At 72.1% G+C, this 26,004-nt stretch carries 22 protein-coding genes; 11 read left to right on the forward strand and 11 right to left on the reverse strand.

Annotation, left to right across the window (positions count from 1 at the left end):
* Positions 1-56: 56 nt before the first annotated feature.
* Together ACWDEW_RS15385 and ACWDEW_RS15390 are read right to left on the reverse strand one after the other, a co-directional pair.
* Positions 57-1,727: a hypothetical protein gene (locus tag ACWDEW_RS15385; protein ID WP_450513378.1), complete on the reverse strand. Its 1,671-nt coding sequence runs from the start codon at positions 1,725-1,727 to the stop codon at positions 57-59.
* 176 nt (positions 1,728-1,903) lie between these two features.
* The gene (locus ACWDEW_RS15390; protein WP_450513081.1) at positions 1,904-2,338 is read right to left on the reverse strand and encodes an OsmC family protein; all 435 of its coding nucleotides are present in this window, start codon (positions 2,336-2,338) and stop codon (positions 1,904-1,906) included.
* A gap of 301 nt (positions 2,339-2,639) precedes the next feature.
* Between ACWDEW_RS15390 and ACWDEW_RS15395 the strand changes: the two genes are divergently transcribed.
* Complete coding sequence (locus ACWDEW_RS15395) at positions 2,640-6,911, forward strand: discoidin domain-containing protein (RefSeq protein WP_450513083.1); 4,272 nt, start codon at positions 2,640-2,642, stop codon at positions 6,909-6,911.
* Positions 6,912-6,984: 73 nt separating this feature from the next.
* Here ACWDEW_RS15395 and ACWDEW_RS15400 read toward each other — a convergent pair whose 3' ends face one another.
* Entirely contained in the window at positions 6,985-8,337 is a 1,353-nt protein-coding gene (locus ACWDEW_RS15400; protein ID WP_450513085.1) for a beta-1,3-glucanase family protein, read from the reverse strand.
* A 353-nt stretch (positions 8,338-8,690) separates the two neighbouring features.
* Here ACWDEW_RS15400 and ACWDEW_RS15405 point away from each other — a divergent pair, with 353 nt between their 5' ends.
* The gene (locus ACWDEW_RS15405) at positions 8,691-9,452 is read left to right on the forward strand and encodes a class I SAM-dependent methyltransferase (RefSeq protein ID WP_450513380.1); all 762 of its coding nucleotides are present in this window, start codon (positions 8,691-8,693) and stop codon (positions 9,450-9,452) included.
* Positions 9,453-9,540: 88 nt separating this feature from the next.
* On the opposite strand, the gene ACWDEW_RS15410 is transcribed toward ACWDEW_RS15405, so the two are convergent.
* From ACWDEW_RS15410 to ACWDEW_RS15425, 4 genes are all read right to left on the reverse strand, one after another.
* On the reverse strand, positions 9,541-10,287 hold the full coding sequence (locus tag ACWDEW_RS15410; protein ID WP_450513087.1) for a phosphotransferase family protein: 747 nt from the start codon (positions 10,285-10,287) through the stop codon (positions 9,541-9,543).
* Between the two features lie 58 nt (positions 10,288-10,345).
* A complete protein-coding gene (locus ACWDEW_RS15415) occupies positions 10,346-11,488 on the reverse strand; it encodes an ARPP-2 domain-containing protein (protein WP_450513089.1) in 1,143 nt (380 codons plus the stop codon).
* On the reverse strand, positions 11,485-12,924 hold the full coding sequence (locus tag ACWDEW_RS15420; RefSeq protein WP_450513091.1) for a hypothetical protein: 1,440 nt from the start codon (positions 12,922-12,924) through the stop codon (positions 11,485-11,487). The genes ACWDEW_RS15415 and ACWDEW_RS15420 overlap by 4 nt, the downstream gene beginning before the upstream one ends.
* A gap of 411 nt (positions 12,925-13,335) precedes the next feature.
* On the reverse strand, positions 13,336-13,923 hold the full coding sequence (locus tag ACWDEW_RS15425; protein WP_450513093.1) for a rhodanese-like domain-containing protein: 588 nt from the start codon (positions 13,921-13,923) through the stop codon (positions 13,336-13,338).
* Positions 13,924-14,004: 81 nt separating this feature from the next.
* Here ACWDEW_RS15425 and ACWDEW_RS15430 point away from each other — a divergent pair, with 81 nt between their 5' ends.
* Positions 14,005-14,292 carry a metal-sensitive transcriptional regulator gene (locus tag ACWDEW_RS15430; RefSeq protein WP_075032675.1) on the forward strand — a complete coding sequence of 96 codons (288 nt, stop codon included), beginning with the start codon at positions 14,005-14,007 and terminating at the stop codon, positions 14,290-14,292.
* Between the two features lie 30 nt (positions 14,293-14,322).
* Here the strand turns inward: ACWDEW_RS15430 and ACWDEW_RS15435 are convergent, their stop codons facing one another.
* The 3 genes from ACWDEW_RS15435 to ACWDEW_RS15445 all read right to left on the reverse strand — a co-directional run bounded on the left by ACWDEW_RS15435 (position 14,323) and on the right by ACWDEW_RS15445 (position 16,894).
* Positions 14,323-15,072 (reverse strand): sulfite exporter TauE/SafE family protein, encoded by a 750-nt coding sequence (locus tag ACWDEW_RS15435; protein ID WP_450513095.1) that lies wholly within the window; start codon positions 15,070-15,072, stop codon positions 14,323-14,325.
* The gene (locus ACWDEW_RS15440) at positions 15,069-15,458 is read right to left on the reverse strand and encodes a rhodanese-like domain-containing protein (protein ID WP_450513097.1); all 390 of its coding nucleotides are present in this window, start codon (positions 15,456-15,458) and stop codon (positions 15,069-15,071) included. Before ACWDEW_RS15440 ends, ACWDEW_RS15435 begins: the two co-directional genes overlap by 4 nt.
* A gap of 68 nt (positions 15,459-15,526) precedes the next feature.
* Positions 15,527-16,894 (reverse strand): MBL fold metallo-hydrolase, encoded by a 1,368-nt coding sequence (locus ACWDEW_RS15445; RefSeq protein ID WP_450513098.1) that lies wholly within the window; start codon positions 16,892-16,894, stop codon positions 15,527-15,529.
* A 175-nt stretch (positions 16,895-17,069) separates the two neighbouring features.
* Between ACWDEW_RS15445 and ACWDEW_RS15450 the strand changes: the two genes are divergently transcribed.
* Positions 17,070-17,474, forward strand: a complete 405-nt coding sequence (locus ACWDEW_RS15450; RefSeq protein ID WP_450513100.1) for a DUF302 domain-containing protein — start codon at positions 17,070-17,072, stop codon at positions 17,472-17,474.
* 60 nt (positions 17,475-17,534) lie between these two features.
* Here the strand turns inward: ACWDEW_RS15450 and ACWDEW_RS15455 are convergent, their stop codons facing one another.
* Positions 17,535-19,868 (reverse strand): heavy metal translocating P-type ATPase, encoded by a 2,334-nt coding sequence (locus ACWDEW_RS15455; RefSeq protein ID WP_450513102.1) that lies wholly within the window; start codon positions 19,866-19,868, stop codon positions 17,535-17,537.
* Between the two features lie 167 nt (positions 19,869-20,035).
* On the opposite strand from ACWDEW_RS15455, the gene ACWDEW_RS15460 reads away from it, so the two are divergent.
* From ACWDEW_RS15460 to ACWDEW_RS15490, 7 genes are all read left to right on the forward strand, one after another.
* Positions 20,036-20,722, forward strand: coding sequence for a response regulator transcription factor (locus tag ACWDEW_RS15460; RefSeq protein WP_450513104.1), 687 nt, complete (start codon positions 20,036-20,038; stop codon positions 20,720-20,722).
* 23 nt (positions 20,723-20,745) lie between these two features.
* Positions 20,746-22,122, forward strand: a complete 1,377-nt coding sequence (locus ACWDEW_RS15465) for a sensor histidine kinase (protein WP_450513105.1) — start codon at positions 20,746-20,748, stop codon at positions 22,120-22,122.
* A gap of 92 nt (positions 22,123-22,214) precedes the next feature.
* On the forward strand, positions 22,215-22,514 hold the full coding sequence (locus tag ACWDEW_RS15470) for a hypothetical protein (RefSeq protein WP_450513106.1): 300 nt from the start codon (positions 22,215-22,217) through the stop codon (positions 22,512-22,514).
* A complete protein-coding gene (locus ACWDEW_RS15475; RefSeq protein ID WP_450513108.1) occupies positions 22,511-23,560 on the forward strand; it encodes an FAD:protein FMN transferase in 1,050 nt (349 codons plus the stop codon). Before ACWDEW_RS15470 ends, ACWDEW_RS15475 begins: the two co-directional genes overlap by 4 nt.
* On the forward strand, positions 23,557-24,342 hold the full coding sequence (locus ACWDEW_RS15480) for a ferric reductase-like transmembrane domain-containing protein (RefSeq protein ID WP_450513110.1): 786 nt from the start codon (positions 23,557-23,559) through the stop codon (positions 24,340-24,342). Before ACWDEW_RS15475 ends, ACWDEW_RS15480 begins: the two co-directional genes overlap by 4 nt.
* Positions 24,339-25,658: an NADH-ubiquinone oxidoreductase-F iron-sulfur binding region domain-containing protein gene (locus tag ACWDEW_RS15485; protein ID WP_450513112.1), complete on the forward strand. Its 1,320-nt coding sequence runs from the start codon at positions 24,339-24,341 to the stop codon at positions 25,656-25,658. The genes ACWDEW_RS15480 and ACWDEW_RS15485 overlap by 4 nt, the downstream gene beginning before the upstream one ends.
* Complete coding sequence (locus ACWDEW_RS15490; RefSeq protein WP_450513114.1) at positions 25,655-25,945, forward strand: ferredoxin; 291 nt, start codon at positions 25,655-25,657, stop codon at positions 25,943-25,945. Before ACWDEW_RS15485 ends, ACWDEW_RS15490 begins: the two co-directional genes overlap by 4 nt.
* Positions 25,946-26,004: the final 59 nt, after the last annotated feature.

The following is a 26,004-nucleotide window of genomic DNA, read 5'->3' on the forward strand; positions in this document are numbered from 1 at the left end:
GCCACAACAGCACTGTGGGGCCCGGGAGTTGATCCTCCCGGGCCCCTGCCGGTGTGCTACTTGGGCGCTGCGGCGAATCCCGCGAGGCTGCTGGAGACGATCTCGGGCCGGCCGTTGTTCTGCACGGGTGCCGCCGTCAGGACGTCCAGGTGCTGGTATCCGGGGGCGATCACCGGGTGCAGGTCGGCGGGGATGCGGCCCGCGAGGAGTCCGTCGCCGGCGAGCACGGTGAGCGTCGGGTTTGCCGTCAACCCGCCCGGATGGACGACCAGTTGCTCGACCTGCGGGGAGGTGGCCAGCTCGATGTCGGTGACCAGCTTGGTCGGGAAGTACTGCTCGGTGAAGTCCAGTGGCTGCTCCCCCATGCTGCGGGCCAGCTCGTGGATGTCGGTGACCTCCTTGGAGGCGTCGGTGAAGGGGGTGCCGTCGGCAGACCGGTACCCGGGGTCGTCGGCGGCGCCGACCCGGTCGTAGTTGCGCCAGGTGTAGAGCGGCCCGTGCGACTGTGCCGGAATCGCCTTGTACTCGACGCCGAACAGCTGCGACTGGTCCGAACTCCCGTTGGCGGCTGGGAAGTTCTTGTCGGTGAGCGGTCCGCCGTCGAAGAGGCCCACGCTGCTCTGCAGGAACGCCAGCGGTTCGGAGTTGTCGTCCATGAGCGCCCCGAGCACGGCGTCGTTGGTGAGCCGAAAGTCCTTCACGGCGGGTGAGCCGGTGAGGAAGGTCGCGGTGTCCTTGGAGAACAGGAACCGGTTCGTGGCCTCGATGTTGACATTGGAGGGCAGATTGGCCGGCAGGTCCGACTCGCCGTCCGGGTCGCGTGCCGCGCCCAGGCCCGCGATGGCGAGCAGGGTCATGGTCTCGGGGTTGAGCAGCACCGGCGCGGACAGCGAACGGGACAGCACTCCGCTGTCGAGCCCCGCCTGTACGACGGCGTAACCGAGCCCGATGTCCGGCAGGTTGGTGTCGTCCGGGATGCTGCCGCTCAGGTCGGCGAGCGAGGTGGAGATCGTGGTGTCCAGGGCGAAGTACCCGGCGCACTGGTTCTGTCCGGCGTCGGCCAGGGTGGCGGGGTTCCCGTCGAAGTCGGCCGCCGCGAAGTACCCGGTGATCACCCCGCCGAGCGAGTGGCCGCCGCACAGCACCTTGCTCCTGCGCACGCCCTGATCGGGCAACTCGGCGACGAGCAGGTCGTATTCGTCCCGCACGGTCTGCTCGATGCCGAGCCTGGCCATCCAGCCGAGCTGGTCGTTGCCGACGAACCCGGCGAAGGTCCGGTCGTCGACGGCCTTGCCGCGGTAGTAGTAGTCGACGGCGGTGTGCTGGTCGCCGGAGGCGATACCGGTGGGGTCCTCAAGGCAGTTGGAGCGCCGGTCCAGGGCCCAGAACTCGACGTGCCGTCCCTGCGCGGCGGCTTGGGCGACCGTGTCGCGGGCGACGCTGTCGAAGGCTCCGGCTCCTTCCAGGATGCCGGGCTGGGCCACGAGGATCCGGTCGGCGTCGGCCGAGGCGCGCGGGCCGTCGGCGGAGCGGTAGCGCAGATACGACAGCCAGTCGCACGCCGCCGGGCGGGCGCCGAACGACTGCGGTAACGGCACTTTCACCCGCACCGCCGACTCGACCACCCCGTCGGCGGGATGCGTCGACGCGACCGGGGTCTCGGTGCGCGCGCTCTCGCCCTGTGCCTGCGGGGCGGCGGCGGTGAGCGTGCCGGCGGTCACCAGCACCGCCAGCGCGGCACCGTGCCATGTCCTCGCCCTTGTCCGTTCTGTGCTGCGACTCGTCTTCATGGCCGGACCGTAGGGCGCTCACGCCCCCGGGATCAGGCAGTGCTCACAAGAACGCAGCGCCTCGCGAACCCCTTGTCACCGGCCCGCAGAGAACGGGGAGCCTTCCGTGTCCGTCAGACGTCCTTGATCGTCGCGGTGACGGGCGTCCCGGTCTCCACCGTGCGGCTGACCGTGCACAGCCGGTCGTGGGAGACGGCGACCGCCCGGGGCAGGATGGCGCGGGCCCGGTCCCCGGCCTCGCCCTCCGGGAAGGTCACGGAGAAGGTGACCGCGAGGTCGGTCATCCGGTTGCCGAGGTCGTCGCTGACCTTGTTGCCGGTCACGGTGACGGTGAACCCGTCGGGCTCCGCGTGCCGGGTGGTGGCCACGTCGACGTCGGCCGCGGTGCAGCCTCCGATCGCGGCGAGGAGCAGCTCGACGGGGGTGAACTCGGTGCCGCCACCGTTCGCGGTGCCGAACTCGACGGTGCCGCCACGGGCGTTGGTGGCGGTGAACCGGCCGGGGCCGGTGCGGTCGACGGTGACGAGGCGCTGTGGGTTGTCGCTCATGGTGCCGATCCTCCCAGAGAAGCGGATCACCCGACGGAGGGCGTCGGGCCGTACGGGGTGCGCACGACAGGCACAGAACAGAACAACGCAAGATTCCGATGTTCGACCTGTAGACCGACTCACTCGACTCTGCAATATTTCGATGAAACAACGCAAAATCCTGCCCCACGGTCCTCGCGCAGAGCAGCGAGCAGCAGAGCACCGCACCGATCGTCCCGCACCTTTCTGCACCACTCCGTCAGGAATGAGCCGCCCTCGCCGCCCCACCGGCGCGCGAGCCTCCGCAGGAAGCGACCCCCGCATGACTCGACACAAGCAGAGATCCCCCGGGCGACGCACGGCGACCGCCGCGCTCGCCGCCACCGTGATGGTCCTGGGTCTGCCCGCCGTCACCGCGCACGCGGCCGGCGGCCCCAACGCCGCGGCCGACGCCAGGACTTCGGCGGGCAGCACCCGGGGAAAACACACCGCCGCGAACGTCACCGACGGCGACCTCGACACCTACTGGCAGGCCGGGAAGAAGTCGGCCCAGTGGGTGCAGACCGACCTCGGGAAGAGCAAGCGCGTCCGCCAGGTCGTGCTGCGGCTGCCGGAGGGCTGGCAGTCCCGCAAGCAGACGTTCGCGCTCCAGGGCAGCGACGACGGCAAGAGCTTCGCCACCCTCAAGTCGTCGGCGCAGTACGTCTTCGGCCCGGCGAACGACAACACGGTGAAGGTCTCGATCCCCGCGACCCTCGCCCGGTACGTACGCGCCGACTTCAGCTCCAACTCGGTCGCCGGCACCGCCCAGTTGGGCGAGATGCAGGTCCTCACGACCGCCGCCTCGACCCCCAACCTCGCCCAGGGCAAGCCTTTCAGCGAGAGCGGGCACGCGGACGTCTACGGCGCGGCCAACGCCGGTGACGGCAACCGCGACACCTACTGGGAGAGCACCAACAACGCCTTCCCGCAGTGGCTCCAGGTCGACCTGGGCTCGTCGGTGAAGATCAACCAGGTGACGCTGCGGCTGCCCAGCGGCTGGCCGAGCCGCAGCCAGACCTTCAAGATCCAGGGCTCGACGGACAACTCGAACTTCACCGACCTGACAGCCTCGAAGGCGTACACCTTCGACAGTTCCGACGACCAGTCGACCACGATCAGTTTCGACACGACCACCACCCGGTACGTGCGCGCGCTGTTCACCGCCAACACGGGCTGGCCCGCCGGGCAGGCGTCCGAGCTGGAGGTCTACGGTCCGGTCACCGGCGACACCCAGGCACCGACCGCCCCGACGAACCTGGCCTACACCGAACCGGCCACCGGGCAGATCAAGCTGACGTGGAGCGCGGCGACCGACGACACCGCCGTGACGGGCTACGACGTCTACGCCAACGGGCAGTTGAGGGCGAGCGTCGCCGGGAACGTCCTGACCTACACCGACGCCCAGCCCGCCGGCAGCGACATCACGTACTTCGTGCGGGCCAAGGACGCGGCGGGCAATGTCTCCCCGAACAGCACCAGCGTGACCCGCAAGGGGACCAGCGGCGACACCCAGGCCCCGACCGCGCCCGGCAACCTCGCGTACACGCAGTCGGGCAGCGACGTGAAGCTCACCTGGCAGGCGTCGAGCGACAACGTGCAGGTGACCGGCTACGACGTGTACGCCAACGACCAGGTGATCAAGTCCCTTGCCGGTGACGTGACGTCGTACACCGACACCCCGTCGGCGACGGCCACGGTCACCTACTACGTGAAGGCCAAGGACGCGGCCGGAAACGTGTCGGTGGCGAGCAACAGCGTCACCCGGGCCGGCAACGGCGCCGGTTCCGACCTCGCGCAGGGCAAGCCCATCGAGGCCTCCTCGTACACGTTCACCTATGTCGCCGCGAACGCCAACGACGGCCAGATCGCCACCTATTGGGAGAGCGGGGGCGGCGCCTACCCGGCCACCCTCACCACCAAGCTGGGTGCCAACGCCGACCTGAGTCAGGTCGTCGTCAAGCTCAACCCGGACGCCGCCTGGTCGACGCGCACGCAGAACATCCAGGTGCTCGGCCGCGACCAGGACGCGACCGCGTTCACGAGTCTCGTCGCGGCGAAGAACTACACGTTCAACCCGGCCACCGGCAACACGGTGACCATCCCGGTCTCCGGCGCGGCGGCCGACATCCAGCTGAAGTTCGCCTCCAACACGGGCGCCCCGGGCGGCCAGGTCGCCGAGTTCCAGGTGATCGGCACCCCGGCCGCCAACCCGGACCTGAAGGTCACCGGCATCACCAACTCCCCTGCGGCTCCTGTCGAGTCGGACGCCATCAGCCTCTCCGCGACCGTCACCAACAGCGGCAGCAAGGCGTCCAAGGCGACCGACCTGAACTTCACGCTCGGCGGCACGAAGACCGCCACGGCGGACGTCCCCGCCCTCGCGGCCGGCGCGTCGGCGACGGTCACCGCGAGCATCGGGGCCCAGGACGCGGGCAGTTATCCGCTCGGCGCCGAGGTGGACCCGTCGAACAAGGTCATCGAGCAGAACGAGGGCAACAACACCTTCACCCGCTCCGACGCCCTCGTCGTCAAGCCGGTCTCCAGCTCCGACCTGGTCGCCGCTCCGGTGGCCTGGACCCCGTCCAGCCCCTCGGCGGGCGACAACGTCGCGTTCAGCGTCGCGATCAAGAACCAGGGCACGACGGCCTCGGCCTCCGGCTCCCACGGCGTGACACTCACGGTCCAGGACGCGAACGGCGCCACCGTCAAGACACTCACCGGCTCCTACAACGGCACCATCGCCTCCGGCCAGACGACCGCACCGATCGGCCTCGGCTCGTGGACGGCCGTCAACGGCAAGTACACCGTCAAGACGGTCATCGCCGACGACGCCAACGAGGTGCCGGTCAAGCGCACCAACAACACGACCACGCAACCCCTGTTCGTCGGCCGCGGCGCCGACATGCCGTACGACATGTACGAGGCCGAGGACGGCACGGTCGGCGGTGGCGCCACGGTCGTCGGCCCCAACCGGACCATCGGCGACATCGCGGGCGAGGCGAGCGGCCGCAGGGCTGTGACTCTCAACTCGACCGGCCAGTACGTCGAGTGGACCACCCGAGCGGCAACCAACACCCTGGTCACCCGCTTCTCCGTCCCGGACGGCACCGACACGACGCTCGACGTCTATGTGGACGGCCAGTTCCTCAAGGCGATCGACCTCACCTCCAAGTACGCCTGGCTGTACGGCAACGAGACCGCGCCCGGCAACTCGCCGAGCGCCGGAACCCAGCGCCACATCTACGACGAGGCAAATCTCCTGCTGGGCAGGACAGTTCCGGCAGGCTCGAAGATCCGCCTCCAGAAGGACGCGGCCAACTCCTCCACCTACGCGATCGACTTCGTCAACCTCGAACAGGCGACGGCGATCCCGAACCCCGACCCGGCCGCCTACACGGTCCCGGCCGGCTTCTCGCAGCAGGACGTGCAGAACGCCCTCGACAAGGTCCGCATGGACACCACCGGCAAGCTCGTCGGCGTCTATCTGCCGGCCGGTGACTACGAGACCTCCAGCAAGTTCCAGGTCTACGGCAAGGCGGTCAAGGTCGTCGGAGCGGGCCCGTGGTTCACCCGCTTCCGCGCCCCCTCCTCGCAGGAGAACACGGACATCGGCTTCCGCGCCGAGTCCACGGCCAACGGCTCGACGTTCTCCGGCTTCGCCTACTTCGGCAACTACACGTCCCGAATCGACGGCCCCGGCAAGGTGTTCGACTTCTCCAACGTCTCCAACATCACCATCGACAACATCTGGGCCGAACACATGGTGTGCCTCTACTGGGGCGCCAACACCGACAACATGACCATCTCGAACTCCCGCATCCGTGACACGTTCGCCGACGGCATCAACATGACGAACGGCTCCACGGACAACCACGTCGTCAACAACGACGCCCGTGCCACGGGCGACGACAGCTTCGCCCTCTTCTCGGCGATCGACGCGGGCGGCGCCGACGAGAAGAACAACCTCTACGAGAACCTGACGTCGACGCTCACCTGGCGTGCGGCCGGTATCGCCGTCTACGGCGGCTACAACAACACCTTCCGCAACATCCGGGTCGCCGACACCCTGGTCTACTCCGGCATCACGATCTCCTCGCTGGACTTCGGCTACCCGATGAACGGCTTCGGGACCGATCCGACGACGATCGAGAACGTCTCCCTGGACAGAACGGGCGGCCACTTCTGGGGCTCCCAGGTCTTCCCCGCCATCTGGGCGTTCTCGGCCTCGAAGGTCTTCCAGGGCATCCGGGTCAACGACGTCGACATCGACAACTCCACCTACGGAGGGGTCATGTTCCAGACCAACTACGTAGGCGGACAACCGCAGTTCCCGGTGAAGGACACGATCTTCACCGACATCTCCATCACCAACTCCAAGAAGAGCGGAGACGCGTTCGACGCCAAGTCCGGGTGGGGCATCTGGGCCAACGAGCTGCCCGAACCCGGTCAGGGACCGGCCGTCGGTTCGGCCACCTTCGTCAACCTGCGGATGAGCGGCAACGCGCAGGACATCCGCAACACCACGTCCACGTTCACGATCAACGTCCAGTAGCTCAGCCCATCACCCCATGACGCGGGGCCGCCCTTCCTGACAAGGGCGGCCCCGTTTCGCTGTGTTGACGTGCCTACCAGCCGACGGCGACCAGGAGCCACTGCGGACTGCCGTGCGAGACGAAGGAGGACTGGCCCGCGACATCGTCGTAAGGGAAGCCGTAGGCAAGCTGGTTGATGGCGTTGTCGTGCCAGAACTTGGCGTAGTAGTTCGCCGGAGCCGCCTTGTAGAACTGCGCCGGGTCGGACTGCTGCGACGCCGGCAGGGTGGCCACATGGCGGTTGAGGGCAGCGCACATATTGGGGTCGGCCGCCAGGGAGGCCGCGCAGCCGAAGATGTCGGAGGTCGCCGCGTTCACGCCCACCGACTGGGCGTAGGACGTGAAGTAGCTGGCGTTGACACCGCCCGCGCGGAAGCTCGGGTCACTGCCGGGCGCGATGATCCGGTACGGCGCCTGGGCCTGGGCCAGCACCTTGAACTGGGACGGCACCGCGTCGGTGAAGCGCTGGAAGGTGGTCGCGCGGTCCTCGGCGAACGTCGCCCGGTTCTCGCCGACCTCGGTGTCGTAACCGTCCCTGCTGTGCAGGCGCATGGCGAGCTTGAGGCCGAAGGCGTCGACGCGGGTGGTGTTGCCGTTGAAGACGTTGCTGCCGACCGTGAACTCGATGAAGTCGTAGTAGGAGCTGGTGGGCGAGCCTAGGTAGAAGTACATGCGGCCCGCGGAGTTGGCGGGCATGTCGAGGTAGGGCTGTTCGGCGATGGAGTGCGTCTGCCCGTTGAAGCTCCAGTACACCTGGCTGTCGGGGTACTTGCCGTTGGTGCGGTTGAGGATCTTCACCTCTACGACGTTGTTGGCCGCCGGTATGTCGCTGGTGCTGCCCCAGAAGTCGTCGGGCGGGGTGGTGCTTCCGGGGCCGTAGACCTGGAACTCCCAGAGGGAGTAGCCCCATTGGGTGGCCCGGGCGGTGCCGTACACGCGGACGTAGCGTCCGCTGCCGGTGAGGGTGATGTTCTGGGTGCCGCCGGTCGAGGTGGTGGTGGAGTAGACGGTGGTCCAGGTGGTGGCGTCGGTCGAGGTCTGGATCTGGTAGCCGGTGGCGTAGGCGGTCTCCCAGTTCAGCGAGACACGCGTGAGCTGCTGGACGGAACCGAGGTCCACCGACAGCCACTGCGGGTCGGCGAAGGCGGACGACCAGCGGGTGCCGGTGTTCCCGTCGACCGCCGCGCTCGCGGGGAAGGACGCGCTCTCGGTCGAGGACGCGGTGGCGGGCCGCCCCTGGGACAGGAGTTGGTCGGCGGCGCGGGCGGGCGAGGGGGTGAGGGCGGCGAAGCAGGCGACGATCAGGACGACGACCAGACCGAGGGCCGTACGGGAGCGTACGGCGGTGGGCGAAGGTCTGCCGGATGTGCCGGCGGAGGTCTGCATGGGGGGTCTCCTCAAGGTTGGGAGCGCTCTCCCGGGGTTGTAGTCGCGCCGCTGGACGGCGTCAACAACTGAAGCCGAACTCGCGGCGGTTCGGGGGAAAAGCGCGTGCCATCGCGACGATTCGTTCAGGAATCGACCGTACGTCCCTCATCAACTCGCCTGCTTCTTCTATGTCTTGACGTGTCTGGTATGGACCTGCGGGTGACGTCACGTGGCGGGGCCGGGACACCCTGTCCTGGCGGCGGCGCCGACACGAAGTCGCGGTGACCCCGGCGCTCCGCCGTGGGAGCTGCCGCGGGGTTACTGTCTGGCGGGTGAGCACAGACGACGCGAACCGGCGGTGGACACGGTCCATGCCCGAGGCCTACGAACGCCACCTGGTGCCGGTCTTCTTCCGGCCCTTCGCCGTCGACCTTGCCGCCAGGGCGGCGGAGCTGCGGCCCCGTACGGTCCTGGAGCTCGCCGCCGGGACCGGGGCGTTGACGTCGGCCCTGCTCGCCGCGGTGCCCACGGCGTCGGTGGTGGCGACCGACCTCAACGAAGCGATGGTCCTCGCGGGATCGGCACGGGAACCGCGTGCGGACTGGCGGCAGGCGGACGCCCAGGAGCTGCCCTTCGAGGACGGCGGCTTCGACCTCGTCGTGTGTCAGTTCGGGGTGATGTTCTTCCCCGACAGGCCCGCCGCGTACGCCGAGGTGCGCCGGGTCCTGGCACCACAAGGGCGGTTCCTGTTCAACAGCTGGGGTCCGCTGGCCTCGCACGGATTCGGGGCCGCCTTCCAGACCGCCCTGGAAGAGTCCATGCCCGACGGGGCACCCCCGTTCCTGAAGGACGTGCCCCACGGCTATTCCGACCCGGCCGTGGTCACCGCGGATCTCACGGCCGCCGGACTGACTCCGGCGACCGCCGAGGAGGTCACGTTGGATGGCGTCGCGGAGTCCGCGGCCTCCGTCGCCACCGGGTTCCTCACCGGCACGCCGGTGAGCGCGGCCGTGGAGGCCCGCGAGGACGCGCAGGCCCTCCGGGCCGCCGTCACGCAGAAGATGACGGACCGGCTCGGCATCGGCCCGGTGACGGCGCCGATGACCGCGACCGTCTACACGGCGCACCGGTAGGCACGCACGACCCTCCCCATGAATCCCCACGAATCCTCATGAGTCCCATGAGTCCCATGAGGAGGAACGCGGCGGGGCCCGTGCGGTCTCACATCCGGGATCGCAGTACGTCGACCTCGCAGCCCGGTGCGAACGGGTCGAAGCCGTGCCCGCTCAGCCAGCGAATCACCAGCAGGCTGCGCACCGACCACCACGCGCGGATCACGTCGAGGTCGACGGCGGCGCCGTAGCCGGCGAGGACGTCGTCGAGGTGCTCCTCGTGGCCGAGGGTGAAGGTGGCGAGGTCGTAGAGGGGATCGCCCCGGCCCGCCTCGGACCAGTCGATGATGCCGGTGACCTCGTCGCCGTCGACGAAGACGTGCGCGATCTGCAGGTCGCCGTGGGTGAACGCCGCGGTCCACGGCCGCAGCGCGGCCTCGGCGACCTGGCGGTTGCGGGTGACCAGGTCGGCGGGCAGGAGGCCGTCCGTCACGAGCGCCTCGCATTCGGTGTCGAGTTCCGCCGCCAGTGCTTCGATGCTCCGCCCGGCCCCGCCGGTCCTGGTCGGCAGGGGCGCGTCGTGCAGTTTCCGGATGGCGGCGCCCGCCGCGGCCCACGCCGCCGGCGACCCGGTCGAGGGCCCGCCCAGACGCCCGAGCGTCGTCCCCGGGAGCGCGGTGAGCGCGAGCACGTGCGGCTTGCGCCACAGCACCTCCGGCGTCGGGACCGGCGCGAGGGACATCGCCTCGACCTCGACGTCGATGCGCGCCTGATCGCCGTCCACCTTCAGGAACACGTCACCGACACGCAGAGTCGCGCGCTCGGAATGGGCGACGACGACTTCGACCTCATCCATGGGCGACCAGTATCCCGGGGGCGGTCGGCGACGTCGCCGGGTTTTCCCCTCGCCGGCCTCAGGTTCGCCGGCGCTTCCGGTATCCGTCCAGGACGTCTTGGCGCAGCAGGTGGCCGAAACCGGCAGACTCCAGCCGTAGCCCCAACTGGGCTTCGCTTAGACCGAGTTCGGCTGCGGTGTCCGTCAGGTGCCAGTCGTTGGCGGCGAGTCTGCTCAGGAGGTGGCCGCGGCGGACCTGGCTTTCCGAGAGGCGGAATGTCTTGAGGTAGGCAATGCGGCCCCGGTCGTCGGTGATGGCCTCGCCGATGTGGTTGCCCTGCTTGGGGCGGAACGCCGGCAGGAAGCGGGCGAGGGCGAAACGCCCCATCCGGTAGACGGATTGCCAGGTGTGCTCCTGCTCCAGCAGTTCGGTCGCCATCGTGGTGTCGTGGAACTGTGCCCAGGTGTCCTCCTGTTCGGCGACAGCGGTGCGCAGTTGGGCCAGGGAGCGGATCCCCGCGTGGGGGACGCGGGCACGGAAGTCCTGGACCGGCGGCATCAACAGGGCGTAGTGGTGGATCAGTTCGCCGTACAGGTCCTGGAGGAGCGAGGAGTGCAGCGCCCGGTAGTCGTCGGGGTGCGGGACCACGAACGCGGCCGCCAACGCGTCGGAGACGTAGACCATGACGCCGCACTGGCCGGGGTGGATCTCGAAGACGCGCAACGCGTCGGCGAGGCCGCGCACTTCGGCGCCCGCGTAGGCCTCCTCGACGCGCGGGGAGAGCCCTTGGCGGATCGCGCGCTGGGACCATTCCTCCCAGGCGATCGACGGGCCGCCGAAGTGGAGTGCCAGGTAGCCCTCCAGGGCGAGGTGCATGGGGAGGAACCGCAGCCGGTCCTTGGCCTGGCGGCGGGCCATTCTGCGGTGGATGCGCAGGCCCATGGTGGCGGTGGGCACCGCGTCGGCGTCGGTGGAGAGTTGAGTGCCGTAGGCGGCTGCCGGTGTGCCGTCGCCGGTCCAGGTGGCGACGAAGCCGTGCGGGACGTAGGAGATGTAGGCGTGGCGCGGGGCGACCTCGACGAGGCCGACCGTGTCGTCGTAGAGCCGTGCGTTCAGGCGGAGGTCGACGACGGGCTCGTCGCGTACGAGCGGTACGAGGCGGACGCCGCCCCAGACCTGGGAGGGGCGGGTGGTCAGGCCGGTCAGGTCGAGTGTGGTCATCGCGCCCGCTCCTGATGGGTGGCGTCGAGCATGCGGGCCGCCCGGGTGTCCAGGTAGGCGATGAGTTCGGCCAGTCCGGTGCGACCTTCGGCGAACTGGGCGAGTTCCACCAGTGCGGGCAGGTCCTCGGCGTCGCGGACACCCGCGGTGGGCACGGTCGGGGACAGTCGGCGTACGTCGAAGTCGGCGGCGTCGTAGACCGGGTTGAGGTGCACGATGCTGGTGCGGCGCTCGGGGTCGAGCCGGGTCCGGAAGACGCGCAGCACCTCACCGGCCAGGCCGGGTGGCGCGTTGTCCCAGCCGTCGGAGACGATCACCAGCCGGGACGGGGCGGTGTCCAGCGCGTCCAGGATCCGGCGGCCCAACGGCGTCGGCCCGTACGGACGGGCCAGCAGCGCGTCGGTCCGCCCCGACGTCCACAGCGCGGTGTAGTCGTCGGCGAGGGCCGCGAGCAGATGGTGGCAGGCCAGGGCGACGGCCAGTGGCCGGCGTCGCTTGTGGACCGAGCCGAAGGCGGAGAAGCTGTCGTCCAGTACGGCGGTGACCTTGCCCCAGCTCCCCCGGTGCGGTCCGGCGACCCGCCCGGCCGCCGCTTCCAGGGCATGGGTCAACTCGGCGCGTCGGCGCACCCGTTCGTCGACCGGCAGGGAGAGCGCATACGTCGCCAACCGGGTCAGTGGCATCCTCGCCAGGTCCGCCGGTATCGCGGTGGCGCCGATCCGGTGCGCGGAGTCCCGCAGCCGCAGGGCCTCCAGGCGGGTCATCCGCGGGGCGATGCGCTCCAGGAACACCTTGCGGGGAATGCCGTGCCGGGCGGCGAAGCCCTCGGCGGCCGTGTAGGGCAGCTCGTACAGTGCGGCCTGCTCGTAGTGGGCGCGGCGCCAGGTCTCCAGGAGCGGTGCCTCGTAGTGCCTGCGGGTCAGCGGCGCGAACACGAACGCCCCCAACTCCTCGGTGGCGGGCGCGAGATGGGCGTGACGGAGGGCTCGCTTGAGGCCGCCGCGGTACTTCACGGCGTCGAACGCCGCGTCCGGTCGGGCGGACAGCCAGTCACGCATGATCGCGCGGGTGCGGCGGTTGTTCACCCGGGCCCGGCGCAGCGCGTCGAACAGCCCGTACACGCGCTGCGGCGGCAGGGCCGCCAGCCGGCCCGCTATCAACCGGCCCTCGCTGCGCCGCTGTTCGGCGGTGGCCTCCCCGCTCGTCTCCAGCAGACGTCGGACGACGAGGACCGCGTTGTGGTCGTTGATGTCGAGGGCGAGAACCCCCGCGTACAGGTCACGGTAGTTCCCCAGCATGTACGCGTGGAGGAAGTCGAGGGACAGTCGCTGCTCGGCGGCGTCGCTGTGGAACTCGCGCTGGCCGGTGGAGGTGATCGCCGCGTTGACGAAGAGCAGGACGTCGTCGGCCGCGATGAGGTCCCCGTACGAATCCATCCGGCTCTTCCCCCGTCGTCCCCCGTGGATGCGGACGCCGGCCGGGGAATGGGGGCACGAGCTGCGAATCATTGCTTCATAGGCAGGTTCCGGAAGTCGCGCCGGAGTCCCGCGGCCGGCTCCAGGACCGTAACAGAGCAGGCCACGAGGCCTCCACCGACTTTGGACAGGCGTCCACGCGGCCACCTGCAGGTGGGCGGGTCGCCGTACGAGCGCCTCGTCCGAGGAACGACAGCCGAACAGTCCCTTCGGGGTTGTCCCGATGCGTGTCCGCCGAACTCCGTCGGGGCCCCTCCCGCGGCCCGACCGCCCTGTACGTCAATCCGGGCGCACTGCCGCAAGCGGGCGGCGAGGGAACGAAGTTGACACCTCGGCGCGTTCCAGGGCGCCCGCGCACCCGGGAACACCGGTTCAGCGGCTGCGCAGGACGGCGAGCGCGGCGTCGAGGTCGGCTGCCCGAGGGCGGTTGTGGGGCAGTTTGCCCAGGACGGCGGCCATGCCGCACGTGTCGGTGACCGCCGAGTAGACCAGGCCTCCCGCGATGCCGACGGCCAGGAGCTGGAAGGCGGGGTGCACGAGCAGACCGAGGACGAGAGCCAGGAGCACCACCGTCCCGGCGGTGAAGCGCACCTGTCGCTCCATGCTCCAGCCGGCCCGGGTGTCGCAGGCGGCCGGACGGTGCAGGCCGTGGCCGTCGGCTGCCCAGGCGCCGGTGCCGCCGGCGAGGGTGGCGGTCACGATGCCCTGCTCGGACAGCAGCTTGCAGGCGTTCCCGGAGCGAGCGCCGGAAGCGCACACTACGAGGACGTCACTACGTTCCGCGGCATGCCGTATCTCCGGCAGGGCACGGCGGACGTGGTCCAGGGGGATGTTGAGGGCACCGGGCAGATGGCCGGAGGCGTACTCGGCGGGTGTGCGCACGTCGATGACGGTGAGCTCGTGGAGCCGGGTGCGGGCCTCGTCGGTGGCGAGGGTGGCGGGGAGGGGAGAGTGGGACATGGCGGGTGTGATCCTTCATGGTCGACGCCGTCCCGAACCGGGACGTACAGTACCCCTAGGGGTATTGCCTGAGGAGTGATCGTGGAGCTGGAACTTGAGGGTGCGGACCTGAAGGCCGTGCTGAACCGCCTGCGCCGTGCGCAGGGTCAGATCTCCGGCGTGATCCGGATGATCGAGGAGGGGCGCGACTGCGAGGACGTCGTCACGCAGCTCGCCGCCGCTTCGCGCGCTCTCGACCGCGCCGGTTTCGCGATCATCGCGACCGGCATGCAGCAGTGCATGACGGACATCGAGTCCGGCCGCAAGAACGGCGAGGACGCCCAGCAGATGCGCGCCCGATTGGAGAAGCTGTTCCTGTCCCTGGCATAGGGTCCGCCCGGGCCTGTCCGCCGCGGCGCGTCATGCCGCCGCGTCGATCAGCATGAAGGCGGCCACCGCCATCAGCACCAGGGCGAAGACCCGCTGCAGCGTGTGCCCGGAGACCTTCGTGGCAAGCCGTTTCCCGTCCCAGGCTCCGAGGATCGCGGCCCCGGCGAAGGGGCCGACGACAGCCCAGTCCAGCCCGTCGGCCGTGCCGGTGCGCATCGCCAGCGCGGCCAGGGAGTTGACGGTGATGACCAGCAGGCTGGTGCCCACCGCGTAGCGCATCCGCATACCGAGCACGCCCACCAGCGCCGGTACGGCGAGGAAGCCGCCGCCGACGCCGAGGACGCCGGTGACCGCGCCGAGCCCCGCCCCGGCGACCGCGGCCCGGCCCGGCCGTACTGGCACCACCGTGTCCACCGCGCGCGGACGGCTCCGCAGCATGCGCAGGGCGGCCGCTCCCGCGACCACGCCGAAGGCCGCCGTCAGCACTGCGGCCGGGATGCGTCCGGCGAGCGCGCCGCCCAGCATCGCCGGGCCGATCCCGGCCGCCGCGAACAGCAGCCCGGTCCGCCAGCGGACGTGCCCGTCGCGGGCGTGCGCGGACATGGCGGTGGCCGAGGTGACGGCGACGATGACCAGGCTCGCGGTGGTGGCCGCGACCGGGGTGAAACCGAGCAGGTAGATCAGGGCGGGGACGGCGAGCACACTCCCCCCGCCCCCGAGCGCGCCGAGCGCCAGACCGATGACCGCGCCGGCGGTCAGGGCGAGTATGAGAGTGCTCACGCGACGGTGCCGTTCCCGCCGTGCGCGTCCACCACCGGCAGACCGGCTCCCGCCCAGTCCCGCATGCCGCCGATCACGTCCACGGCCTCCGCACCGCGCGCGGCCAGCAGTTCGGCCGCCTGCCGCGACCGGTTGCCCGAGCGGCAGATCACGACCAAGGGCCGCGCCTGCGCCTGGGCGGGCAGTCCGGCCCCGGCGGCCAGCGCCGAGAGGGACAGGTGTACGGCTCGGGGAGCGTGCCCAGCCTGCCACTCGTAGGGCTCGCGCACGTCCAACAGCACGGCGTCGGTGGGGACTTCGGCGGGGGCGCCGTGGCCGGTGCGTGCGGCCGCCTCCTGGACGGTCACCCGGCCCGGGCCTCCCCGGCCTCGTCGGAAAATGCTCATCTCGGTTTCTCGCTCCTGTTTCCCTTTTCGGTACGGAAGATCGGCGGGGCCCGCGACGTGCGGAGCCGTCAGGCGGTCCGTACGGTGAGCCCGGCCTTCCCGGCCGCGTCGAAGGAGTCGTCCACGGCCACGACCTCGCGCCCGGCGGCGTCCAGCAGGGAGGCGGCGACAGCGGCGCGCATGCCGCCGGCGCAGTGCACCCACACCTGACCGGCGGGGACTTCGCCGAGGCGGCGGTGCAGGGCGTGGACCGGGATGTGGACCGAGCCCTCGATGTACCCGGCCGCCCGCTCGGAAGCACGCCGGACGTCGAGGACGCGGACGCCCTGCGCCGGATACCGGCGGGCGAGTTCGGAAAATGTGGCCCGCGGGAAGGAAGCCGGGGTCTCTCCCTCCCGGACCCAGCCGCCGGGGTCACCGGTCGCCGCCGCGGCGGGGCGGTCGATGCCCACGCGGACCAACTCACGCTGGGCGGCGGCCAGTTGCCCGGGCGACTCGGCCAGCAGCGTCAGGGGCCTGCCCCACGGGATCAACCAGGCCAGATAGGTGGCGAGTTGCCCCTCGGCCTCGAAGTTGAACGAGCCGGACACGTGCCCTTCGGCGAAGGCGACGCGGTTGCGCAGGTCCACCACCCACTCCCCCGCCGCCAGCCGGGCGGCTATCTCCTCGGCGTCGGCGACGGCGGGCGGGGTGAGGTCGACGGGCGCGGGTCCGGCGGCGTTGGCCGGGCCCATGTGTGTGTAGTAGGCGGGGATGTCGTCCAGACCGGCCAGCAGGTCGGCGACGAAGTCGTCCACGTTCCGGGTCAGGGCGTCGTTGGAGGCCTTCTCCTTGCCGATGGTCGTGTCGCTGCCCTCCGTCTGGGAGGAGGAGCAGAAGCTGCCGAAGCCGTGCGTGGGCAACACGGCTGTCTCGTCGGGCAGTTCGGCGGCCAGCCGGTGCGCCGAGGCGTGCTGGGCCCGGGCCAGGTGTTCAGTGAGCCGCGGCTCCACGAGATCCGGGCGGCCGACGGTGCCGATCAGCAGTGAGCCCCCGGTGAACACCGCGACCGCCGTGCCGTTCTCCTCCAGCACGTAGGAGGTGTGGTGCGGAGTGTGGCCGGGCGTCGCGAGCGCGCGCAGGGCCAGTCCGGCCCCGGCGTCGATCTCCGTGCGGTCGCCGTCACGCACCGGCACGCGCGCGAAGGAGACGCGGGCCCCGGCCGGAACGAGGTAGGCGGCGCCGGTGAGCCGGGCGAGTTCCAGGCCGCCGGTGACGTAGTCGTTGTGGACGTGCGTCTCGACGACCAGTGAGACCCGCACCCCCCGCCGCGCCGCCGCCGCGATCACCTGGTCGACGTCGCGGGGCGGGTCGACCGCCACCGCCGTCCGCTCACCGCCCGCGAGATAGCTGCGGTTGCCGAGCCCTGACACCTCGATCGTGTCGACGAAGAACACGCGGTACTCCCTTCCAACGAAGAATTACCCCAGGGGGTATGTCTTCGACGGTAGCACGAGTACCCCCAGGGGTATTCTTGGAGCCGAGAGAAGCCCTGGAAACACCTCACAAGCACCGCCCGCGCGACGGAACACCCGTTCCGCACCGCGCGAGCCGATCAGAAGGGCCACCGCCATGCGCTACGACCGCACCGTGCACCTCGACACCGACTTCGCCACCGCCGTCGGCCGCGTCCGCGACGCCCTTGCCGCACAGGGCTTCGGCATCCTCACCGAGATCGACGTCACCGCCACGCTCAAGGCGAAGCTCGACCACGACATGGAGGACTACGTGATCCTCGGCGCCTGCAACCCGCCCCTGGCCCACCGCGCCCTGGACACCGACCGCAGCATCGGCCTGCTGCTGCCCTGCAACGTCGTCGTCCGCACCGACGGCGACCGCACCGCCGTACAGGCGCTCGACCCGAACACGATGGTCGCCCTCACCGGACTCGACGCCCTGCGCCCCGTCGCCGAGGAAGCCACCCACCGCCTCGACGCCGCCCTCGCCTCCCTCACGGCAACCGACGCGGACGGCTGACATCGCGCCGGAACAGATCGCGAACCGCGCCACCCGGGCCGGAGGCACCGGCGGACCGGCTCAGGGAGCGAGGGAGAAGTAGCTCTCCTCCTCCTGGCTGAAGTGCAGGCGGAGGACGGAGTGGAGCCCGTACAGGCAGGCGCGCAGGTCGTCGAGTTGTTCCGGTTTCAAGGCGCCCGCCTCGTCGGCCAGGCGGAGGTGGGTGGTGATGCGGCGGGACAGACGGGCGATCTCGGTGTGGGCCCGGCTCATGGTCTCGGTGGATTCCGGGCCGCCGAGTTGTCGGTTCAGCGCGGGGTACAGCTGGTGTTCCTCCGCGTCTTCGTGTGGGAGCACCCGGGTGGTGAGCAGCTGGTCGACGTGGCGCACGGCGGCCAGTGATCCCGGACCGTCCTGCGCGGAGAGCAGGCCGGCGGCCTCACGGATGGCGTCCAGGGCGTCCCGGAGGTCGTCGTGCTCGGCCGCGAAGCGGTGGATGAGGTCCTCGGCGTCCGGTTCGAGAGCGGTACCGGCGCCACGGGCCGGCAGCAGTGCGCGCAGGGCGTTGAGGATGACAGCGACGTCGATGGCTTCTTGAAGAAGGGCGCCGACGGCGGGCGGCAGCCATCCGAGGAGGGCCGCGATCATGGCGAGCAGGGACATCACCATGCCGCCCGCGGCGCTCTGGACCGCGATCCGGCGGGCCCGTACGGCGATCTCCATGGCGTCGGCGAGCCGGTCGACCCGGTCGGTCGTGAGGACGATGTCGGCGGCTTCGGAGGTCGCGGTGGAGCCGCGGGCGCCCATGGCCACCCCGATGTCGGCGGCGGCCAGCGCGGGCGCGTCGTTGACGCCGTCGCCCACCATGACGGTGACGGCCCGCGCGCGTTCCTCCTGTACCGCCGCGACCTTGTCGGCGGGGAGCTGACCGGCCCGGACGTCGTCGAGGCCCAGGACGGCCCCCACCTCACGGGCGGGTTCGGCGCGGTCCCCGGTCAGCATGAGGAGCCGGGTCAGCCCCGCCGACCGCAGTCGGCGCACCGTGCGCGGGGCGTCGTGGCGCAGCGGGTCCTGGAGCAGGACGGCGCCGGCGAGGGCGTCGCCGACGGTGAGCCAGGCGATGGCGGCCCCGTCGAGAAGGGCCCGGTTGTCCACGGCATGGGCCCAGTCGGGGAGGGCCGCCTGTGTCAGGCCGGTCCTGCCGACACGGACGCGGAGGCCGTCCACCGCGCCGGAGGGGCCGCGCCCCGCTTCTTCCGTGGTGTCGACGGGCATCGACAGCGCGAGGCCCCGGGCCCGTGCCTCCCGGACGATCGCGTCGGCCAGCACATGCGCGGAGACCTGGTCGAGCGAGGCGGCCAGGCGCAGCACCTCGGACGGGGACCACCCGGGGGCGGCGGCGACCGCCAGGACGTGCGGTCGGCCGACCGTCAGGGTGCCGGTCTTGTCGATCACCAGGGTGCGGGCCCGGCCCAGGCGCTCCAGCGCCCCGCCGTCCCGGACGATGACACCCCGGCGGGCCGCCCGCGACAGTCCGGAGACGATGGCGACCGGCGCGGCGAGCAGGAGCGGGCAGGGCGTCGCCACGACGAGGACGGCGACCGCGCGGACGGCGGACCCGCTCAGCAGCCAGGCGACACCGGCCAGCCCCAGCGACAGCGGCAGGAACCAGGCCGCGTACCGCTCCGCCAACCGCACGGTCGGTGCCCGTTCGGCGCCCGCGTGCTGAGCCAGCCGTACGATCTCCGCGTACGTGCTGTCCTGTGCGGTGGCGGTCGCCCGGAGTTCGAAGACACCGCCCGCGTTGACGACGCCGCTGCGGACGGCCTCGCCGGTGCCGCGCTCGACCTGGGCGGACTCGCCGGTCAGCACGGACTCGTCGAGTTCCGCCGTACCGTCCAGGACAGTGCCGTCGACGGGGACCACGTCTCCCGGACCGACCACGAGCACGTCGCCGACGACGACCTCGGCGAGCGGGACCACGGCCACCTCCCGGCCGGTCCGGCGGCGCGCCGAGCGAGGCGCGTGCTCCAGCAGGGCCCGCAGGTCGTGCGAGGCCCGGCGCTCGGCGGCGGCGTCCAGCGCCCGGCCGGTCGCCAGCATCAGCGCGATCAGCGCACCCGCCAGGTACTCCCCCACCGCGAGCGTCCCGGCCAGCGCCAGCACCGCGATCAGGTCGACGCCGGCCCGGCCCTTCCGCACCGCGGCCAGGACCCAGGCCACGGCGGGGACGACGGCCACCACCGTGCCGGCCGCCCAGCAGGCGTCGGCGACGCCGCGGTTCCCGGCCGCCCAGGCGATCCCCCCGCTCAGCAGGGCGGTCGCCGTCAGGGCCAGCAGGGCCGGTTCGAGCAGTTCACGGACGCTCCGGGCCTGCCGCTCCTGCCCGTCTCCGGCGGCTCCCCTCTCCGACACGGCAGCAGACCTCCGGCTTCTCCGGACACGCACGCCGCCGGGCGCGACAGCATCCCCGGGTTTCCATGCAACCGCGCACACCGCACCGGACGGCAGGGCCGAACGGTCCCCAACGACGGGCCGGTCGGCCAATTCGGGCAGGGGCGGCGGAATCGTAGGATGTCCGCGTGCATGTGCTGGTGGTCGAGGACGACCCGGGGATCGCTGCCTCCCTGGTACTGGGGCTGGAGCGGGCCGGGTACCGGGCGCGCCGCGTCGGCACCGGGCGGGAGGCGCTGGCCGCGGACCCGGAACCCGATGTGGTGCTGCTGGACCTGGGGCTGCCCGACCTGGACGGCGTCGAGGTCTGCCGCCGGCTGCGGGCCCGTTCCCGGGCGGCGATCATCGTGGTGACGGCGCGCGGGGAGGAGGCCGACCGGGTCGCGGCCCTGGACGAGGGCGCCGACGACTACCTGGTCAAACCGTTCGGCCTGGCGGAGCTGCTGGCCCGGATCCGGGCCGTGCTGCGGCGCGTCCAGCCGCCCGACTCCGAGTTGCTGCGGCACGGGCCGCTCGCGGTGGACCTGCGGACCCGCAAGGTGACCGTCGGCGGCCGTGAAGTCGCCCTCACGCCGAAGGAGTTCGACATCCTGGAGTGCCTGGCCGCCGATCCCGGACGGGTGGTCACCCGGCAGGAGGTCCTGGAGCGCGCCTGGGACGCGCACTGGTACGGCCCCACCAAGGTGCTGGACGTGCACATCGCGGCGCTGCGCCGCAAGCTCGGCGTACCCGGACTGGTGGAGACCGTGTACGGCCGCGGGTTCCGCCTCGGCGCACCCGATGCCGGCCAGGACCCCGGCGCCGGTGCGCGATGACCCGGCGTATCGCACTGGCCTTCATGGCAGTGATCGTCATGCTGCTGGTCCTGGCGGTGGTGCCGCTGGGGCTGTCCCTGGCACAGCGCGAGCGCACCTCCTTCCGGGACACCACCGAGGCGGTGGACCGGACGATCGCCGCGGCGGCCGAGGAACACCTGTCGGACCACCGTTCCGCCGCCTCCATGCGACAGCTCCTGGAACAGGCCGAGCGGGCCGGGGACTGCGCCGCGGTCTTCGACGCGTCGGGACAGGTCGTGGCGGCCACCGAGTGCCCCGGGCGGACGGGCGACGACGGCGCGGAGGACGAGGCCGCCGACAGCTGGGGCGACCTGGCGCACCAGGTGCTCGCCCATCCGGAGACCGCCACCCGTGAGCGGGACGACCGGCTGGTCGTCGCCGTGCCCATCGGCGACACCGCGCGTCCGGTCGGGGTGGCGGTGCTGTCCCGGTCGGCGGAGACCACGAACGACCGGATCAGCGCGATGTGGGGGCGGCTGGCGCTGATCGGCGCCGGTGGTCTGGTGGCGGGCGGGCTGGTGGCGGTGGCGCTGGCCCGGTGGGTCGGACGCCCGCTGCGGGCCGTGGACGCCGCCGCGCTGCGGCTGGGCGAAGGCGCCCTCGACGTACGGGCGCCGGGCGGGCACGGCCCGCAGGAGGTGCGCAGGCTCGCCTCGACGTTCAACACCATGGCCGCCCGTATGGAGGCCCTGATCCACGGGCATCGGGCGGTCGTCGCCGACGTCTCGCACCAGCTGCGCACACCGTTGACGGCGCTGCGGCTGCGGCTCGACCTGCTGGCGGCGAGTGCCGACGAGGCCACGGCGGCGGAGTTCGCCGCCGCCCAGGAGGAGATCGCCCGGCTGTCCCGGCTGGTGGACGGGCTGCTCGCGGTGGCCCGTGCGGAGACCGCGGTGCCCAGGCCGGTTCCGGTCCGGGTGGACCATGTGGTGGACGAGCGGGTCGCCGCGTGGGAGCCGGTCGCACGGGAGCGGCGGGTGTCCCTCGTCGGCCGCTGCGGTGCCGGCCTGACGGCTTACCTGGGCGCGGGCGATCTGGAGCAGGTGATCGACAACCTGGTGGCCAACGCCCTGGACGCGGTGGGTGAAGGTGCGGCCGTCCGCGTCGAGGGGAGGGCGACGCGCGACGGTGTGCTGCTGCGGGTGGTGGACGACGGCCCCGGGATGAGCGCGGCGGCCCGCGAGGCGGCTTTCCGGAGGTTCGGCAATCCGGAGGCGTCCGGCAGCGGCCTCGGGCTGGCCATCGTGCACCGGCTGGTCACCGCCAACGGCGGCACCGTACGGCTGGAGGACACGGTCGGAGGAGGGCTGACCGTCGTGCTGGAACTGCCCGCGCCACCGTCGCAGGGGTCGTCGCGCGGCCAGCGGGCGGGATCTTAACCGCTTCTGAAGAACTCCTGAACCGGTTCCCGACGGGCCACCGGGCAGCCTGGGTAGTGGGACAAACCGGCCTCCCAGCGAGGAGTTCAACCATGCCTCTTCCCGAGCAGCCCGCAGCCGCCGACCGATCCGTGCGCGATGCCGTCCGGCGCCGCGAACGAGGGCTGCGCCGCGTGAGCGTGACGACCCGTTGGGTGGCCGCCGCGGCCGTCGCCGGCACCGCCGTACTGGGCGCCGGGTACGCGCACGCGCTCCCCGGCATCGCCCTGCCGGCCGGGACCGCCCAGCACGGCAGCGGCACCAGCACGGGCACGAGCGGCGGCCTCCAGCCCGCCGGGCAGGCGCCCGCGCCCACCGGGCAGGCGCCGCAGACCCAGTCGGGTGCGTCGTGAGCGCCACGTCGGCGGGCGCACGCGGCCGAATCGGAGATGGCGCACTCCCGGCCGCGACCGTTCGTACGGTCACGACCGCTCCCGCCTTCGCCCCTTCGGCCGTCACCGAGCCCGCGACCGCGGTCTTCTCCGCGCTGGGCACCACCGCCGTACTGCTGACCGCCGACCCGGCCCGCGCCGACGACGCGCTGCTGATCCTGCGGGCCGAGCTGGCCGCCATCGACGCGGCGTGCAGCCGGTTCCGTCCGGACTCCGAGCTGTCCAGGGTCAACGCCGCCGCGGGCAACGGGCCCGTACCGGTGAGCGCCCTGCTAGCCGAGGCCGTGCAGGTGGCCCTGCGCGCCGCCGAACTCACCGACGGTGCCGTCGATCCCACGGTGGGCCGGGCGGTCGTGGCACTCGGCTACGACCGCACCTTCACCGAGGTCGCCGCGCGGCGACCCGAGGACACCGGTCCGGCGACCGCGCCCCGGCCCGCCCCCGGCTGGCGGTCCGTCCGCTGGGACCCGGCCCTACGGCTCCTGCGCCTTCCCGCCGGCACCACGCTCGACCTCGGCGCCACGGCCAAGGCCCTGGCCGCGGACCGCGCGGCCCACCGCGCCGCCGCCGCGGTGGGCTGCGGAGTCCTCGTCAACCTCGGCGGCGACCTGTCGGCGGCGGGCGAACCACCGTACGGCGGCTGGCGCGTCGCCATCGCCGACAACCACGCGGGCCCGGACACCGCCCCCCGACACCCGGTCGTCTCGATCCGCGACGGCGGCCTCGCCACGTCCGGTACGACCGTGCGGACCTGGCGGCGCGGCGGACGGACCCTCCACCACATCGTCGACCCGGCCACCGGCGACGTCCCGCCGCCCGTCTGGCGCACCGTCAGTGTCGCCGCGGGCACCTGCGTGGACGCCAACACCGCGACCACCGCCGCCCTGGTCCTCGGCGAACGCGCCCCCGACTGGCTGCGCGGCACGGGCCTGCCCGCCCGGCTGGTCCGCACCGACGGAAGCGTTCTGTGCCTGGGAGCCTGGCCCGCCGAAGGGGGCGACCGATGAACGGCGCCGTCCTCCTCGCCGCGGGAACCTCCGGCCCCAGCCCCCTCTGGTACGCCACCAGGGCCGGCGGCACCGTCTCGCTGGTGCTGCTGACCGCGACGGTCGCGCTCGGCATCGCGACGGCGGGACGGTACGCGCCGGTGCGCCTGGGCCGCTTCGAGGTGTCCGCGCTGCACCGCAACGTGTCGCTGCTCACCCTGGCCTTCCTGGCGATGCACATCGTCACGGCCATCGCCGACAGCTACGCCCATCTCACCTGGCCGTCGGCCTTCGTCCCCTTCATTGCCTCCTACCGTCCGCTGTGGGTGGGCCTGGGCGCGGTGGCGCTCGACCTGCTGCTGGCGGTCGCGATCACCAGCGCGGTCCGCGGACGCCTCGGCCTGCGCCGGTGGAAGGCGGTGCACTGGCTGGCGTACGCGTCCTGGCCGGTGGCGCTCTTCCACGCGGCCGGCACCGGCACGGACACCCGTCTGGGCCCGCAACTGGTGCTGTACGCGGGCTGTCTGCTGACCGTCGTGGCCGCCGTGTGGTGGCGGCTGGTCCGGGCCGGAGCGACAGCGGTCCGGATCCGCCGGTGGGCGACGGCGGCTCTGGTGCTGGTGCCCGTGGCACTGGTCGCGTTCCTGGCCGGCGGCCCCCTGCGGCCCGGCTGGGCGCACCGCGCCGGCGGCACCGCCCAGCCCCCTGCCTCGTCCACCGCCCCGGCGGTCCCCCATCAGTCGCCGACCCCATCGCAGCAGTCCGACCAGCAAGCCGAACACGAGGGAGACGACGCCGAATGAACTCCGACACCGGGACCGTACTCGCCGGAGAACACTCGGCGACGGCCCCCAGCGGCCCTTACGGCGAACGCCTGCTCCACGGCTGGTACGACACCGGCCGGACCGCCGACCTGACGGAACACCTCGGCCGTTACGGCCCGGTCCCGCTGTCGTCGGCACGCAGCCGTGGGACGGCGATGCCGCTGGTGCGCGCCGTTGAGGAGGCCGGGCTCACCGGCCGGGGCGGCGGGGGTTTCCCCACCGGCCGCAAACTCCGTTCCGTGGCCGGGGCGAAGGGACCCGCCGTCGTCGTCGCCAACGGCATGGAGAGCGAACCTGCCAGTCACAAGGACGAGGTGCTGCTCTCGCTCGCTCCGCACCTCGTCCTGGACGGCGCGATGCTGGCGGCCGTCGCGGTCGGCGCGAACGCGGTGCACGTGTGCGTGCCGCGCACCCGGGCGACACAGGCCGACCAGCTCACCGCGGCCGTCGCCCAGCGGCGCCGCGCCCGGCTCGACCCGGTACCGGTGAAGGTCCACACACTGCCCCACCACTTCGTGTCCAGCGAGGAGACGTCCCTGGTGAGGTGGCTCAACGGCGGCGACGCCCGCCCCCTGGCCACTCCGCCGCGCCCCTTCGAGAAGGGCGTCGGCAAACGGCCCACCCTGATCGGCAACGTGGAGACCCTGGCCCACCTCGCGCTGATCGCCCGCTACGGCCCCGCCTGGTTCCGCGAGAGCGGCAGTTCCCGGGCGCCGGGCACCACACTCGTCACGGTCTCGGGCGCCGTGGCTCACCCCGGGGTCTACGAGATCCCGGCGGGCAGTCCGGTGCCCACGGCCCTGGCCCGGGCCGGTGGCCCCCAGGGCCCGCTCGGCGCCGTGCTCGCGGGCGGCTTCTTCGGCACCTGGATGCCGGTGCCGCTGAGCACCACGGCCCCGGAACGGGGCGCGGGCGTCCTGGTGGCGCTGCCCGAAGACAGCTGCGGGCTCGCCGAGACGGCGGCCGTGCTGGAGTACCTCGCCGCGCAGAGCGCCCGGCAGTGCGGGCCGTGCCGGTTCGGATTGCCGGCCGTCGCCGAGGACTTCGCCGCGCTCGCCCGGGGCACTGCGGACGCCCGGCGGATCGACGGGCTGCACCATCGCCTCGGGCTGCTTCCGGGGCGCGGCGCGTGCCGCCATCCCGACGGCGCGGCACGGCTGGCCGCCTCCGCGCTACGGGTCTTCGCCGACGACGTCCGCCGGCACGTGCACACAGGACCGTGCCGCGCCGCGTACGCCCCCCTCGTCCTGCCCGTGCCGGTTCCACGGCCCCCCGAGGAGGAGGAATGGCGATGACCCGCCCCCAGGCCGAAGCCCGGGCCCACGTACTGGCCGTCGATTTCGCCGCCTGCGACGGACACGGCCTCTGCGCCGAACTGCTCCCCGAACTGGTCGGCCTGGACGAATGGGGCTACCCCGTGCTCCGCAGCTCCGCGGTCCCCGCCGAACTGCTCCCCCACGCCCGACGCGCGGTCGCCGCCTGCCCGGTGATGGCGCTCCGCCTCAACCGCGCACCCGCGCCTCCGTCCGAGCGGCCCCCGAGCCGCGGCACAGCCGCACCGCGACCAACGGTGCCCCACTGACAGTCGGGATGACGGCCTGTCATCCACACCTGGAGGGAACCAGCCGCGCATCACATCCG

The sequence above is a fragment of the Streptomyces sp. NPDC001100 genome (assembly GCF_053598575.1).

Bases quoted from the DNA above. Each gene is read 5' to 3' on its own strand.
- ACWDEW_RS15390 (WP_450513081.1), bottom strand. From the start codon at position 2,338: ATGAGCGACAACCCACAGCGCCTCGTCACCGTCGACCGCACCGGCCCC.
- ACWDEW_RS15395 (WP_450513083.1), top strand. From the start codon at position 2,640: ATGACTCGACACAAGCAGAGATCCCCCGGGCGACGCACGGCGACCGCC.
- ACWDEW_RS15400 (WP_450513085.1), bottom strand. From the start codon at position 8,337: ATGCAGACCTCCGCCGGCACATCCGGCAGACCTTCGCCCACCGCCGTA.
- ACWDEW_RS15405 (WP_450513380.1), top strand. From the start codon at position 8,691: ATGCCCGAGGCCTACGAACGCCACCTGGTGCCGGTCTTCTTCCGGCCC.
- ACWDEW_RS15410 (WP_450513087.1), bottom strand. From the start codon at position 10,287: ATGGATGAGGTCGAAGTCGTCGTCGCCCATTCCGAGCGCGCGACTCTG.
- ACWDEW_RS15415 (WP_450513089.1), bottom strand. From the start codon at position 11,488: ATGACCACACTCGACCTGACCGGCCTGACCACCCGCCCCTCCCAGGTC.
- ACWDEW_RS15420 (WP_450513091.1), bottom strand. From the start codon at position 12,924: ATGGATTCGTACGGGGACCTCATCGCGGCCGACGACGTCCTGCTCTTC.
- ACWDEW_RS15425 (WP_450513093.1), bottom strand. From the start codon at position 13,923: ATGTCCCACTCTCCCCTCCCCGCCACCCTCGCCACCGACGAGGCCCGC.
- ACWDEW_RS15440 (WP_450513097.1), bottom strand. From the start codon at position 15,458: ATGAGCATTTTCCGACGAGGCCGGGGAGGCCCGGGCCGGGTGACCGTC.
- ACWDEW_RS15450 (WP_450513100.1), top strand. From the start codon at position 17,070: ATGCGCTACGACCGCACCGTGCACCTCGACACCGACTTCGCCACCGCC.
- ACWDEW_RS15465 (WP_450513105.1), top strand. From the start codon at position 20,746: ATGGCAGTGATCGTCATGCTGCTGGTCCTGGCGGTGGTGCCGCTGGGG.
- ACWDEW_RS15470 (WP_450513106.1), top strand. From the start codon at position 22,215: ATGCCTCTTCCCGAGCAGCCCGCAGCCGCCGACCGATCCGTGCGCGAT.
- ACWDEW_RS15480 (WP_450513110.1), top strand. From the start codon at position 23,557: ATGAACGGCGCCGTCCTCCTCGCCGCGGGAACCTCCGGCCCCAGCCCC.
- ACWDEW_RS15485 (WP_450513112.1), top strand. From the start codon at position 24,339: ATGAACTCCGACACCGGGACCGTACTCGCCGGAGAACACTCGGCGACG.
- ACWDEW_RS15490 (WP_450513114.1), top strand. From the start codon at position 25,655: ATGACCCGCCCCCAGGCCGAAGCCCGGGCCCACGTACTGGCCGTCGAT.